Annotated in this window: 13 protein-coding genes and 1 tRNA gene; 11 read left to right on the top strand and 3 right to left on the bottom strand. The window is 69.2% G+C overall.

Annotated features, from left to right (window positions below):
• Window positions 1-4 precede the first annotated feature (4 nt).
• Window positions 5-1,009, top strand: coding sequence for a permease (locus ACWDKQ_RS15105; protein WP_450139341.1), 1,005 nt, complete (start codon window positions 5-7; stop codon window positions 1,007-1,009).
• A complete protein-coding gene (locus ACWDKQ_RS15100) occupies window positions 1,009-1,707 on the top strand; it encodes a TIGR03943 family putative permease subunit (RefSeq protein ID WP_450139340.1) in 699 nt (232 codons plus the stop codon). The genes ACWDKQ_RS15105 and ACWDKQ_RS15100 overlap by 1 nt, the downstream gene beginning before the upstream one ends.
• Before the next feature lie 409 nt (window positions 1,708-2,116).
• Here ACWDKQ_RS15100 and ACWDKQ_RS15095 read toward each other — a convergent pair whose 3' ends face one another.
• Entirely contained in the window at window positions 2,117-2,542 is a 426-nt protein-coding gene (locus ACWDKQ_RS15095; RefSeq protein WP_450139339.1) for a Fur family transcriptional regulator, read from the bottom strand.
• Entirely contained in the window at window positions 2,539-3,003 is a 465-nt protein-coding gene (locus ACWDKQ_RS15090; RefSeq protein ID WP_450139338.1) for an ArsR/SmtB family transcription factor, read from the bottom strand. The genes ACWDKQ_RS15095 and ACWDKQ_RS15090 overlap by 4 nt, the downstream gene beginning before the upstream one ends.
• A gap of 282 nt (window positions 3,004-3,285) precedes the next feature.
• On the opposite strand from ACWDKQ_RS15090, the gene ACWDKQ_RS15085 reads away from it, so the two are divergent.
• From ACWDKQ_RS15085 to ACWDKQ_RS15065, 5 genes are all read left to right on the top strand, one after another.
• On the top strand, window positions 3,286-4,671 hold the full coding sequence (locus ACWDKQ_RS15085) for a glycine--tRNA ligase (RefSeq protein ID WP_450139337.1): 1,386 nt from the start codon (window positions 3,286-3,288) through the stop codon (window positions 4,669-4,671).
• A 160-nt stretch (window positions 4,672-4,831) separates the two neighbouring features.
• Window positions 4,832-5,488, top strand: a complete 657-nt coding sequence (locus ACWDKQ_RS15080; RefSeq protein ID WP_450139336.1) for a YdcF family protein — start codon at window positions 4,832-4,834, stop codon at window positions 5,486-5,488.
• Window positions 5,489-5,555: 67 nt separating this feature from the next.
• Window positions 5,556-6,860, top strand: coding sequence for a deoxyguanosinetriphosphate triphosphohydrolase (locus ACWDKQ_RS15075; protein ID WP_450139335.1), 1,305 nt, complete (start codon window positions 5,556-5,558; stop codon window positions 6,858-6,860).
• 172 nt (window positions 6,861-7,032) lie between these two features.
• The gene (locus ACWDKQ_RS15070; RefSeq protein WP_450139334.1) at window positions 7,033-7,218 is read left to right on the top strand and encodes a hypothetical protein; all 186 of its coding nucleotides are present in this window, start codon (window positions 7,033-7,035) and stop codon (window positions 7,216-7,218) included.
• A gap of 255 nt (window positions 7,219-7,473) precedes the next feature.
• Window positions 7,474-8,568 (top strand): serpin family protein, encoded by a 1,095-nt coding sequence (locus tag ACWDKQ_RS15065; protein WP_450139333.1) that lies wholly within the window; start codon window positions 7,474-7,476, stop codon window positions 8,566-8,568.
• A 265-nt stretch (window positions 8,569-8,833) separates the two neighbouring features.
• On the opposite strand, the gene ACWDKQ_RS15060 is transcribed toward ACWDKQ_RS15065, so the two are convergent.
• Window positions 8,834-9,727 carry a sigma-70 family RNA polymerase sigma factor gene (locus ACWDKQ_RS15060; protein WP_450139332.1) on the bottom strand — a complete coding sequence of 298 codons (894 nt, stop codon included), beginning with the start codon at window positions 9,725-9,727 and terminating at the stop codon, window positions 8,834-8,836.
• Window positions 9,728-9,795: 68 nt separating this feature from the next.
• Here ACWDKQ_RS15060 and dnaG point away from each other — a divergent pair, with 68 nt between their 5' ends.
• The 4 genes from dnaG (at window position 9,796) to ACWDKQ_RS15040 (ending at window position 13,233) form a co-directional block, all read left to right on the top strand.
• Window positions 9,796-11,688: a DNA primase gene (dnaG, locus tag ACWDKQ_RS15055; RefSeq protein WP_450139331.1), complete on the top strand. Its 1,893-nt coding sequence runs from the start codon at window positions 9,796-9,798 to the stop codon at window positions 11,686-11,688.
• Window positions 11,685-12,224: a hypothetical protein gene (locus ACWDKQ_RS15050; RefSeq protein WP_450139330.1), complete on the top strand. Its 540-nt coding sequence runs from the start codon at window positions 11,685-11,687 to the stop codon at window positions 12,222-12,224. Before dnaG ends, ACWDKQ_RS15050 begins: the two co-directional genes overlap by 4 nt.
• 66 nt (window positions 12,225-12,290) lie before the next feature.
• The gene (locus tag ACWDKQ_RS15045) at window positions 12,291-13,049 is read left to right on the top strand and encodes a trans-aconitate 2-methyltransferase (RefSeq protein ID WP_450139329.1); all 759 of its coding nucleotides are present in this window, start codon (window positions 12,291-12,293) and stop codon (window positions 13,047-13,049) included.
• Window positions 13,050-13,160: 111 nt separating this feature from the next.
• Window positions 13,161-13,233: transfer RNA gene (locus ACWDKQ_RS15040), tRNA-Asn, on the top strand.
• Window positions 13,234-13,565: the final 332 nt, after the last annotated feature.

Here is a 13,565-nt window from a genome sequence, read left to right as displayed (position 1 = left end):
CCCGGTGATCGAGATCGCCGACCCGCCGCGCACGCGGCGCCCCATCATCACCTCGTTGGAGGTGCTCTGCGGCCTGCTGGTCGTTGCGGCGCTGTTCCAGCAGCAGCTGAGCGCACTGCTCGACGTCCCCGCGCTCCGCACCGGCTCGACGGTGTTCGTCGCCGTCTGCGTGCAAGCCATGCCGTTCCTGGTGCTCGGCGTGCTGATCAGCGGGTTGATCGCGGCGTTCGTCCCGCCGGAGGCGCTGCGGCGGTTGCTGCCCGCCAACCCCGCCGCCGCGGTGCCGGTGGCTGGTGTCGCGGGCGTGGCCTTGCCCGGCTGCGAGTGCGCTTCGGTACCGGTGGCGCGGCGGTTGATGCAGCAGGGCGTCGCACCGGCCGCGGCGCTCGCCTTCCTGCTGGCCGCTCCGGCGGTGAATCCGATCGTCCTGGTATCCACTGCGGTCGCCTTCCCGGACGAGCCGCTGATGGTGGTGGCGCGGTTTGTCGGGTCACTGCTGACGGCGTGCGTGATGGGCTGGCTCTGGGCCCGGCGCGGCAAGGTGGAATGGCTTGCCGAGCGGGCGCTGCAGCGGGTCGAGGGGCACCGCGGATCCGGCAGCCGGTGGGTGGTGTTAGCCGAGTCCGCTCGGCACGATCTGGTCGAGGCGGGCGGGTTCCTGGTGCTCGGCGGCCTGACGTCCGCAGTGTTCAACGTCCTCGTGCCCGCGGCCTGGCTGGAGTCGCTCGGCGGTCAGCTGGTGGTGGGTGTGCTGGTCATGGCGGTGCTCGCGGTGGTCCTGGCGCTGTGCAGCGAGGCCGACGCGTTCGTGGTGGCTTCGATGCCGGGCCTGCCGTTGATCCCGAAGCTGGTGTTCCTGGTCGTCGGGCCTGCCGTGGACCTCAAGCTGATCGCACTGCAGTCCGGTGCCTTCGGCCGCCGCTTCGCCGCCCGGTTCGCACCCGCCACATTCGTGGTCGCCATCGGCTGCGCGGTCGCCGTCGGCACCCTGCTGCTGGGAGGTTCGTGATGCGCCGGGAAACGCAGAACCTGCTGCTGTTGCTGTTGGGCGGCGCGCTGCTCAAGATCGCTTTGGGCGGCAGCTACCTCCGCTACGTCAAGCCCACCCTGTTCCCGTGGCTGGTAGTCGCGGGGATGGTCGTGATCGCGCTGTCGGCGTTCGCGATCGTCCGCGACGTCCGGGACGGTCGGCCCGGGCTGCACGAGCACAACTCGCGGAGTCCCTGGATGCTGCTGCTGCCGGTGTTCGCGATCTTCCTGATCGCCCCGCCCGCTCTCGGCTCCGACTCGGTGACCCGCGACCGGATGGTGGCGCCGGCTGCGCCGAAGGAATCCCTGTTTCCGAGCCTGCCGCCCGAACAGGCACCGCTGCTGAGCATGTCGGAGTTCGTCACCCGCGTCATCTGGGACGACAGCGGGGCGCTGAACGGCCGGGAGGTGCGCCTCCAGGGCTTCGTCGTGCATCCGACACCGGCAACGACGCAGCTCGCGAAGATGCGCATCAGTTGCTGCGCCGCGGACGCGGCCCCGGTGAAGGTCGACCTCGCGGCCGCCGCGCAAGCGGCGGAGCTCCCGGCGGACACCTGGATCGAGGTGACGGGCAAGCTGCGACCGGGAACGGCCACGGAAGCCAACGACTACGTCCCGACGCTGGAGACGACGCTGATCCGCCCGATCCCGCCCCCGCAAGACACCTACGAATACTGACCAGGCCATGTCTCGTAGACCCTGCTGGCTAATTCCGCGAGGGGCTGGTTTCACCGCGGAAGTGGTTCTGCCTCGCCAACCGGTGTGCGGTGGACGGCCTATTCGCTTCGGTAGACGACACGAACGGTCCGTCCGCTTCACGCCCGCACCTTCCCAAACAGCCCCACACCGCGCCGAAATTAACCAGCAGGGCCCTTCCTCGTAGGCCATCCGAGCTGGTGGTCTGGTCGTTGTTTTGAAGCGGCGCAGCCGCTTACCCCACCCTCGTGGCTCGCACCGCCGCGGGTCTTCTCACGAGGACGGCCCCGATGCTGCGGTCATGCACAAGTCAGGGGTCTCGGAGTCGAGAAGGCGTCCGAGGTTGCGCTACCGGCGCCGCGACGCAAGATCGAGTCTGGGATCCCAAACATCAGAAGCCCCGGGCGGTGCAGTCCGGGCAAGTGCCGATGATCTCCACCGTGTGGCTGACGTCGGAGAAGCCGTGTTCCTGGCCGATCCGCTCGGCCCAGTTCTCCACCGGTGGGTCGGCCACCTCCACGGTCCGGCCGCAGTGCCGGCACACCAGGTGATGGTGGTGGTGGCTGGAGCACCGCCGGTACACCGCCTCGCCGGAAGGGGTGCGCAGCACGTCGACCTCGCCCGCGTCGGCCAGGGTTTGCAGCGTGCGGTACACCGTGGTCAGGCCGATGCCCTCGCCCTGCCGCCGCAGCTCCTCGTGCAGTTCCTGGGCGGAGCGGAAGTCATCGACCTGGTCAAGCAGGTTCGACACAGCCGCTCGCTGCTTGGTGGCCCGCAGTCCCGGTACGCCGACCGTGGGACCCTCGCCGGTGGTCACGCTGTCTCCGTCTCCTGTTGGGATGCGATGGGACGTGGTGCCGGACCGCGCGACCGGGTGCCGGAGATCTCCTCCGCGTGCGCGGCGGCATCCACCACGATATGCGCCAGGTGCTCGTCCACGAGCCGGTAGACGACCTCCCGGCCGTGCCGCTCGCCGTAAACGACCCCGGCGGATTTCAGCACCCGCAGGTGCTGGCTGATCAGCGGCTGGGCGACGCCGAGCGCGTCGACCAGCTCGTGCACGCAGCGTTCCGCCTCCCGCAACTGCAGGACGATCGCGATGCGCACCGGTGCGGCCAGCGCCCGCAGCAGCTCTCCGGCCTCGACCAGGATCCGCTGGTCCCGCAGTGGGACGGGGCGCGCTGCGCGCTCTGGCGAGTGCACGTGGTCGGCGGTGCTGTCCAGGGCGGGGCCCGCAGTCGACCGGGCCGGCTCGGAATCCGGGCTGACGGCGGGCATCGTTTCCTTTCCGGCGAGCCTCGACGCGGGTTCGCCTGACTGCGGTTGCGTCGGCCGCGCACCGCCCGAACGGCGGCCTGCGGGCGGGGACGCTGCACGCACCCCATCCTACGGGTACGTCCCACCTGACCTGTCACATCAATACCGCACGCCCGGTCGATGGCTTCGCGCCACCCGATGGCCAGCCCGGGCGAACGTCACCCGGTCCGGGATCGGTACGCTGGGAAACTCCAGCCCGACCAGCTGGTTCGACGTACATCCAGTGATGATTCCGGAGTGAACGTGCCCGCCGACCAGATCGACACGATCGTCAATCTCTGCAAGCGCCGTGGTTTCGTCTACCCGTCCGGCGAAATCTACGGTGGTACGCGGTCGGCCTGGGACTACGGACCGCTCGGCGTCGAGCTAAAGGACAACATCAAGCGCCAGTGGTGGAAGTCGATGGTGCAGGGCCGCGACGACGTCGTCGGCCTGGACTCGTCGGTGATCCTGCCCCGTCCGGTCTGGGAGGCCTCCGGGCACGTCACCGCGTTCCACGACCCGCTAGTGGAGTGCACCTCCTGCCACCACCGCTTCCGCGCCGACCAGCTCGCGGAGGAGTACGCCGAGCGCACCGGCAAGGAGATCGCCGAGGACGACCTCTCCGACGTCCCGTGCCCGAACTGCGGAACCCGCGGCCAGTACACCGACCCGCGCGAGTTCAACATGATGCTCAAGACCTTCCTCGGCCCGGTGGAAAGCGAGGAGGGGATGCATTACCTGCGGCCGGAGACCGCGCAGGGCATCTTCGTCAACTTCGCGAACGTGATGACCACCGCGCGTAAGAAGCCGCCGTTTGGCATCGGTCAGGTCGGCAAGTCGTTCCGCAACGAGATCACGCCCGGCAACTTCATCTTCCGGACCCGCGAGTTCGAGCAGATGGAGATGGAATTCTTCGTTGAGCCCGGCGAGGACGAGCAGTGGCACCAGTACTGGATCGACGAACGCACCCGCTGGTACACGGACCTGGGCATCGCCCCGGAGAACCTGCGCACCTACGAGCACCCCAAGGAAAAGCTCTCGCACTACGCGAAGCGCACCGTCGACATCGAGTACCGGTTCCGGTTCGGCGGCCAGGAGTGGGGTGAGCTGGAAGGCATCGCCAACCGCACCGACTTCGACCTCACCACGCACTCGAATCACTCGGGCGTGGACCTGTCGTACTTCGACCAGGCCAGCAACTCCCGGTACCGGCCGTACGTGATCGAGCCGGCCGCGGGCGTGGGGCGGCCGATGATGGCATTCCTGATCGACGCCTACCACGAGGACGAGGCGCCGAACGCCAAGGGCGGCGTGGACAAGCGCGTCGTGCTGAAGCTGGACCGCCGGTTGGCGCCGGTGAAGGTGGCGGTGCTGCCGTTGTCGCGCAACGCCGAGCTGTCGCCGAAGGCCCGCGATATCGCAGCGCAGCTGCGCCGCAACTGGAACGTCGACTTCGACGACGCCGGTGCGATCGGGCGCCGCTACCGGCGGCAGGACGAGATCGGCACGCCCTTCTGCGTAACGGTCGACTTCGACTCGTTGTCCGACCACGCGGTCACCGTCCGCGAGCGCGACACCATGTCCCAGGAGAGGGTGGCGATCGACAAGTTGGAGGAGTACCTGGCGGTCCGCCTGCTCGGCTGCTGAGCTTGGTGCGCCGGGTTCGGGCCGGCGGCGTCCTCGGACGTCGTCGGCCCGACGTCTGGGAGCGGTTGAGAAGGCTGGTGCTTCCGGACCTGTCGAACCGCCGGTGGTGCCGGCCCCGGATCGGCGTAGGCGGTCCCCGACGATCTGCGAGGATGCCAACGTGAGCCCTCATCGAGCCGCCCATCGGCGCCGACCCGCCAGTCGGCTGCTGGGGCGCGCGGTGGTCGGTGCCCTACTGGTGGTGCTGCTGGTGATCGGCGGCACCGCGTTCCGCGTGTGGCAGGTGGCCCGCGCCGACGACCGGCGGCCGGTCGACATCGTGATCGTGCTCGGTGCCGCCCAATACCACGGCAAACCCTCGGACGTGCTGGCCGCCAGGCTCGGCCAGGCCCTGAAGCTCTACAAGGACGGCCTGACCAAGTACATCGTCACGGTCGGCGGCCGGTTGCCTGGTGACGCCTACACCGAGGCGCAGGCTGGCAAGAAGTGGTTGATGGGCAACGGGGTTCCCTCTGGGAAGATCGTGGACGTCGATGTCGGCAGCGACACGCTGGGCAGCCTCCAGGCCGTCGCCGAGCTGTCCCAGCAGCGCGGTTGGACGAGTGCGCTGATCGTGAGCGACCCCTGGCATTCGCTGCGGGCGCGGACGATGGCCAGCGATTTCGGGCTCACGGCGTGGGCGTCCCCGGCCCGGTCCGGTCCTGTGGTGCAGACCCGCGAGGTCCAGTTCAAATACATCGTCCGGGAAACCGGCGCACTCATGTACTACCGCTTGACGCACGCCCCGTCCGAGATCTCCGGCGACGGGCTGGGCTGAGGCGCGGCTGCGACAGGCCCCGTTGCGCTGCGGCGATGTGTCGGGTTCTAGCCGTAATCTGAGCGCGATGAGCTCCGGAGACCCGACGGGCGCGATGCCCGGCTACGACGCGCACGACCTTCGGCGGCTGCTGCCCGAGCCGCCGAAGGTCGCGGTGCCCGTCGGCGCCCGTTCCGACGACCGGAGTCCGTTCGCGCGGGACCGGTCGCGAGTGCTGCATTCGGCGGCGTTGCGCCGGTTGGCTGGGAAAACACAGGTCGTGGGCCCGGAAGAGGGCGATGTGCCGCGCACCCGGCTGACCCATTCGCTGGAGGTCGCGCAGATCGGGCGGGGTATCGCCGCCGCGTTGGGCGCCGATCCGGATCTGGTGGACACCGCCGGGCTCGCGCACGACATCGGGCACCCGCCGTTCGGGCACAACGGCGAGCGGGCGCTAAACGACCTGGCCGGCGACTGCGGCGGTTTCGAGGGCAATGCGCAGACCCTGCGCATCCTCACCAGGTTGGAGCCGAAGTTGGCCGAATCAGGTGACGTCGGCCGCGGCCTGAACCTGACCCGCGCGTGCCTGGACGCGGCGACGAAGTACCCGTGGCCGAAGCGCCCGGGCCAGGCCAAGTTCGGGGTCTACTCGGACGACCTGGCGGTGTTCGAGTGGCTGCGCGAAGCCGCGCCACCGGCGCGCCGGTGCCTGGAAGCCCAGATCATGGACTGGTCCGACGACGTGGCCTACTCGGTGCACGACGTTGAGGACGGGGTGCTGTCGGGGCGGATCTCGCTGCGCTCGCTGACCAGCGGCGATGAGCGGGCGGAGATCGTCCGGATGGCGGCCAAGCAATTCTGGGGCGACGGTTCGGGGGATACCGCCGGGCTGCTCGAACACGCGGCGTCGGAGCTGGTGCGGTGGCCGGTGGTGGCCGCGGTGCTGGACTACGACGGCACGTTCCGTGCGCAGGTCGCGCTGAAGCGGCTCACCAGCGAACTGGTCGGGCGGTTCGTGGCCGCGGCGGTGACCGGGACGGCCGACAGCTTCGGGCCCGGACCGCTGACCAGGTACCGCGCGGAGCTGGTCGTACCCGAACCGGTGGTGGCCGAGGTCGCGGTGCTCAAGGCCGTCGCGCTGCGGTACGTGATGAGCGATCCGCAGCGGTTGCGGATGCAGGAGCGGCAGCGGGCGCTGCTGGCTGAGCTGGTGTGGGCGTTGTCTGAGCAGGCCCCGGATTCGCTGGACCCGGCGATGGCCTCGGCCTGGCGCCGGGCGGGCAACGACGCGGCCCGGCTGCGCGTCGTGCTGGACCAGGTTTCGTCGTTGACGGACGCGCAGGCGATCGGCTGGCATCGAAAGCATGTACGGAACGTGGCGAATCCGATGTGACATTAATCCGAAGGGGAGAGTTGATCTGGTATTTTACCGCAGAATCCTTACTCAGAGTGTTAATCGGCGGGTCCCGACCGCCGACAGCACGGCCCCCGATCCCCGTCCGGCTGTCCGATGTCGAGACAGCCCGCGGCCCGGCCCCGAAGCCCCGGGTCGCAAGGAGACCCCGATGCGCAACCGGCACTACATCCAGAAGCTCGTCGTCGGCGGCGAGCCGTACGTGAACACCGACAACCTGGCCGACTGGGTCCGGGACCTGCGATGGCAGGACCCGGCGGCCCAGCAAGCGGCCGACTACATCGCCCAGGAGCTCCGCCTGATGGGCCTCTCCGACATCGAGGAATCCATCCGCTAGGAGCCAGTTCCAGCTCGTTGCGCGTGGCGGTGCGGTTGCAACGGCGCCTGGGAGCTCACGCCGACGCCTGCGCTCCCGGGCGGCGATTTCGCGCGAGGATGGCCGCCCGCCCCACTTCGGGCGCAACACCATTCGCCCTGCACGGTGCCCGGGTGGGCGAGAATCCGCCAGCGCCGTTGCGAGCGGTATGGGCCGCTCGGCTGGCAGACTCGGGATCAGCCCGAGCCAGCCGACACGGAACGGAGCCCAGCGGCCGTGAGCGAACACCTCGATTTCAGCCTGTCCCTGCACCGGCAGCTCGCTCCGCCGGCAGACGCCCCGTTCTGCTGGTCGCCGTACTCGGTGGCCAGCGCACTCGGCCTAGCCGCGACCGCGACCAACGGTCAAACCAGGGACGAGCTGGTCTCCGCGCTGCGGGACGACCCGGCCGGGCTGCTGAAACTGCTCAGCGGCGCCGCCGAGCTCTCCGCCGGTGGAGCCGCCGAGCCACCCGTCCTGGCGGTGGCGAACACGCTGTGGACGCACGCGGATCTCCCGGTCGAGCGGTCCTACCTGTCCACGCTGGAGGACTGGCCCGGCAGCGCGGTGCGCAACGCGCCATTCCGGGCGGCTCCGGAGGAGGCCCGGCAGCTGATCAACGCGGACGTCGCGGAGACGACGCGTCAGCTGATCCCCGAGCTGCTGCCCGCCGGTTCGGTCGACCCGGAAACGGTCGCGGCCCTGGTCAACGCCCTTTACCTGAAGGTTTCGTGGCGGGAGGCCTTCGACGAGAAAGCCACCGGTCGGCGGCCGTTCCACGCCCCGGCTGGCGACCGCGAAGTTCAGACCATGCACGCCACCCGCCGCCTCGGCTACGCCGCAGCGGAAGGTTGGCAGGTTGTCAGCCTGCCCGCAGCAGGTGGTGTCGAGGCCGTGGTGCTGCTGCCGGACGCCGACCTGGCCACGTCCGAACCAGACCTCGACGCGGCACGGCTGGGCAGTCTGCTTGCCGCCATCGAGCAGCAGCGGGTGGAGCTGTTCCTGCCGAAGTTCGACGTCACCGGGGACGCCGAGCTGAGCAGCCCGCTCGGCGCGCTCGGGGTGCGCGCGCTGTTCACCCCAGCAGCGGACTTCTCGCCACTGACGGATCAGCCCCTGCGCGTTTCGATGATCATGCACCAATCGGTGCTGGAAATTGACGAGAGCGGCCTCGAAGGCGCAGCGGCGACGGCGATGATGATGCGGCTGACCGCGATCGTCCGGGAGCCGGACCCGATCCGCGTCGAAATCGACCGGCCCTTCCTATTCCTGGTGCGCCACAAGACCACCGGAGCCCTCTACTTCCTGGCCCGAGTCACCGACCCCAGCTGAGCCGGCGGCCTGCTTAAGAACCGCAGGTAGAAGTCTGTGAGCGCGTTGGGGCTGTAGGGGCAGCTGGAGAACGGTTCTGCCTCGAGGTTTCGGTGGCGATCGCGACGGGAGCGGGCTCGTTCCGCCTCGCCAACCGATGGAAGCGAACGGACTGTCCACCATTCGTAGGCGGCATGAACGGTCCATTCGCTTCAACCATCACGCCCAAACAGGCGCTACCGCTGCCAACAGCGCTCACGGGTTCAGGACAGGCGGGGCCCTGTTCTCACCAGGGGACGCGGGTGAGTTTGTCCGGGTTGACGATGTCGAAGATCTGCGCCGGGCGGCCGTCGCGCACCGCCATGCTGAACACGCGGGGTGCCGCCTTGCGGTCCTCGGAGCCGCTGAACACGACCCCCAGGTCACCGTTGACCAGCACCGGCCGGATGTTCTCGACCAGCCCGTCGCCGTACTTCTCCATGAGCCCAACGATGAACCGGGCGACCTTGTCGACACCCACCACCGGGCGGCGCGCGGTGAGGGCCTTGCCGCCACCGTCGCCGTAGACCGCTGCCGCCGGGTGCAGCACCCGGGTGATCGCGCCGATGTCCTTGGAAGCCACCGCGGTGAGGAAGTCCTCCAGCGCCCGTTGCTGCTCGGGCAGCGGCACACGCTGCGGCGGTTCCGCATCGGCCATTGCCCGCCGCGCCCGCGACGCGTACTGCCGCGCCGCCGCGACGCTGCATTTCAGCATCTCGGCGATCTCGGCGAACGGCACGTCGAACCCGTCGTGCAGCACGAACGCCAACCGCTGGTCCGGGGGCAGTTCGTGCAGCACCCGCAGCGCGGCCATCCGCAGGTCGTCGCGGCCCGCGATGATGTCGCCCGGATCCTCGTCGAGAGAGGTCACCAGCGGTTCCGGCAGCCACGGCCCGACGTACTGCTCGCGTCGGACGGCGGCCGAACGCATCCGGTCCAGGCACAGTCGGCTGACCACGGTGGTCAGCCAGCCGCCCAGGTCGCGGATGCTCTCGCGGTCGGTCGCCGCCAGCCGCAGCCAGGAGTCCTGGACTGCGTCCTCGGCGTCGGCGAGGCGGCCGGTGAGCCGGTAGCCGATGCCGATCAACCGGTTGCGGTGCTGGTCGAATTCTTCGGCGAGGGTGATGTTCGTGGCCGACACAGCCGCGATTCTGCCGCACCGGCAAGCCACCTCGACCGTGACGATCACAATGCCCCTAGACTGGGTGCGTGGCAGGCAGGATCCGGGAAAGCGACATCGCCGAAGTGCGCGATCGCAACCGGATCGACGATCTGGTCGGCGAATACGTCGCCCTGCGCAACGCCGGTGGCGGCGCGCAGAAGGGTCTGTGCCCGTTCCACGACGAGAAGACGCCGTCGTTCAACGTCCGACCCAGCCACGGCACTTTCCACTGCTTCGGCTGTGGCGAGGGCGGCGACGTCATCGCCTTCCTGATGAAGATCGAGCACCTCGGCTTCGTCGAGTCCGTCGAGCGGCTGGCCGACCGGGTTGGTCTCCAACTGCAGTACGAGGGCGGTACCCCGGGGCCGAAGCGGGACCGCGGCACGCGCGCCCGGATGGTTGAAGCGCACCGCATCGCTGCCGAGTTCTACGCCGAGCAGCTCCGCTCACCGGAAGCGCTGAAGGCCCGGGAATACCTGGCGCAGCGCGGTTTCGACGAGGCGGTGGCCGAGCGCTTCGGCTGCGGCTTCGCCCCGGCCGGTTGGGACAAGCTCACCAAGATCCTGCTGATGAAGGGGTTCGAGCTCGACGAGCTGATCAAGTGTGGCCTGTCCAAGGAGGGGCGCCGCGGCCCAATCGACCGGTTCCACCGGCGCCTGCTGTGGCCGTTGAAGGACCTCAGCAGCGACGTGGTCGGATTCGGCGCGCGGCGGATCTTCGACGACGACCCGATCGAGGCCAAGTACGTCAACACCTCGGCCACCCCGATCTTCAACAAGTCCCAGGTGCTCTTCGGTATCGACCTGGCCAAGCGGGAAATCGCCAAGCGCCGCCAGGCGGTGGTGGTCGAGGGCTACACCGACGTGATGGCGATGCACCTGGCCGGAGTGCCGACGGCGGTGGCCTCCTGCGGTACGGCGTTCGGCGACGACCACATCTCCGTGCTGCGGCGCCTGATGATGGACGACGACGCGTTCCGCGGCGAGGTCATCTTCACCTTCGACGGCGACGAGGCCGGCCAGAAGGCGGCGCTGAAGGCGTTCGACGGCGAGCAGCAGTTCGCCGGCCAGACCTATGTGGCGATCACCCCAGATGGTATGGACCCGTGCGAGCTGCGGGAGACCAAGGGCGACGCGGCGGTGCGCGACCTGGTCGCCCGCCGTCGGCCGCTGTTCGAGTTCGCCATTCGCAGCCTGCTCACCGAGTACGACCTGGACTCCGTCGATGGCCGGGTCGCGGCGCTGAAGCGCACGGTGCCGCTGATCGCCCAGATCAAGGACCCGGCCAGCCGGGACGGCTACGCCGCCAAGCTGGCCTGGTGGGCGGGCTGGAACGACGAGAACCAGGTGGTCCGCCGGGTGCGGCAGAGCTCCGGCGCCCCCACCCGTTCGTCGCGGCGCCGCCCGCGGCAGGACCACTCGCAGCAGTCGCTGGGCATGGAGATCGACCTGCCGAAGCGCCCGCCCCGCCACGACCCGCGCTTCCTGCAGCGGGAGGCGTTGAAGGCGGCGCTGCAGGTGCCTGCGCTGGCGGGCCCGCTGTACGATTCGCTGCCCGAGGAAGCGTTCACCGAGCCCGCTTACGCCGAGCTGCACCGGGCTCTGCTGGCAGCAGGAGGCACCGTGTCCGGCCTGTCCGGCGCGGCGTTCGTGGATGCGGTGTCGCAGCATTCCGAGAGCCAGGTAGCGCGGCACCTGCTCACCGAGCTTTCGGTGGAGCAGTTGGAGAACCAGTCGGAGGAGGACCCGCGCTACGTCGCGGCCTTGATCGCCCGGTTGCAGGAGCGGCTGGTAAGTAGGCAGATCGCGGACATCAAGTCCAGGGTGCAGCGGATGTCGCCGTTGGAAGACGCCGAGGAGTACAACGCGCTGTTCGGCGACATGGTGGCGTTGGAGGGCTACCGCAAGGCTCTGCTGGACCAGGCGATGGGGACGCTGTGATCGCCTGGCTGCGGCGGTTGGTCGCGCGGCTGAGCGGCACGGCCGAGGTGCCGGCGGAGTTCCCCGGCTCGCTGGAAGCCGAGGAGTACGTGCTGGCGGTGGCGAAGACGGCCGACGGAGCGCTGGTCGCCACGCACCTGGGGTTGTGGTTGCCGGAAGGTCGCCGCCTCGGCTGGCACCTGCTCAGCAAGGCGACCTGGAAGAACGGCGCGCTCACCGTGATCGAGGCCGAGGAAGCCGGTTCGGCGGGCGGAGCGGTGCTGCTTCGCGACCAGCCGGGGCGTCGGCTCGAACTGACCGAACCGGGGCGGCTGCCCGATGTCGTGCACGAGCGCGTCAACCAGTCCATCCGCTCCCGCCACCACCGAGACCTGCCCGGCGGGGGAGCGTGGTTCGTGCAGCGCAAGGTGCCTGGCGAGGACGGGATCGTGCTGCAGGTCCGGGCCGACCGGGACGCGGACGAGGCGGCGGTGGCCGAGTTCGCCGCGACCGTCGCCGAGCGCCTGCGGGAGGCGAAAGGCCCGGAGCCGGACTGATTTCCGCTCGACGCCGCCGAAGCGCCGGATATACAGTACGAACGTACTGTTTATGGAGGTGTGGACGTGTGGGACCCGCAGAAGTACCTGTCGTTCAGTTACCAGCGTGACCGCCCGGCCCACGACCTGATGGCCAGGGTCGGTGCGACCGGGGCCCGCCGCGTCGTGGATCTCGGCTGCGGCGCGGGGAACCTGACCTCGTTGCTGACCGATCGGTGGCCCGAGGCAGCGGTCGAGGCCGCGGATGTGTCACCGGAGATGGTCGCGGCGGCCCAGGCCCGCGGGGTGGCTGCGAGGCACGAGGATGTCCGGGACTGGAAACCGTTGCCGGACACTGATGTCGTGCTGTGCAACGCGGTCCTGCAATGGGTGCCGGAGCACCCGCAGCTGCTGCAGCGCTGGCTGCCCCAGCTGCCCGCCGGGGCGTGGTTCGCCTTCCAGGTGCCGGGCAACTTCGAATCGCCGTCCTATGTGGCGATCCGGGAACTGGTCGCGGAGTCGCGCTGGCGAGACCGGGTTGGCGAGGTGCTGCGAGCCGACGCCGTGCTGTCCCCGATCGGCTACGCGAACGTGCTCGCCGACCTCGGCGCGGAGGTGGACGCCTGGGAGACGACGTACGTCCACGCGCTGAGCGGCGCCGAGCCGGTGCTGGAGTGGGTCACGGGCACGGCGCTGCGCCCGGTCCGGGCGTCGTTGGACGACGCGGAGTGGGCGGAATTCCGCGCGGAGCTGGCCCCTCGCCTGGCGGCGGCGTACCCGCGACGACCCGACGGTACGACCTGGTTCCCGTTCCGCCGCATCTTCGTCGTGGCCCACCGTCGCTGACCAGCGGGTTCATCACCTGGATCAACAACAGGGGGGCCCGGTGAGGCGGCCTGAGAGTATGGGCTACAGTAGTTCTTGTCAGCGCGACGAAGGCTGATGAGAACGAAATATTCCTCCGTAGCTCAATTGGCAGAGCATTCGGCTGTTAACCGAAGGGTTACTGGTTCGAGTCCAGTCGGGGGAGCAAAAGCCCAGGTCAACGACCTGGGCTTCTTCTTTTTGAGACCGGTTTCAAGATCGAAGATCCTAAAATGGTCCGTTCTCAACCCACGCTGTTGGTGCCGCGGAACGCCTGCCTAATGGTCGGTGATCGTCGTAGTCCTCGTTGTGAACTGCTTGGCAGTGGACGGTGACCGCACCTCGTCCGTTGATGCGTTTCGGACGGCAGGCCGGCTGCGAGTAGCTCGTAGCACTGGTATTCGCTCACTAGGCCACCATCCCTTTTGCAGCCCTGTCGGATAGGGTTGTGACCTCTCGGTCCCGGTGGGTGCATGGCCTGTGTCGCGTGCCGCTTGA

The sequence above is a fragment of the Saccharopolyspora sp. NPDC000995 genome (assembly GCF_053599315.1).
Note: the sequence above shows the minus strand (reverse complement) of the source record. Positions and strands in the feature narration are given on the sequence as shown.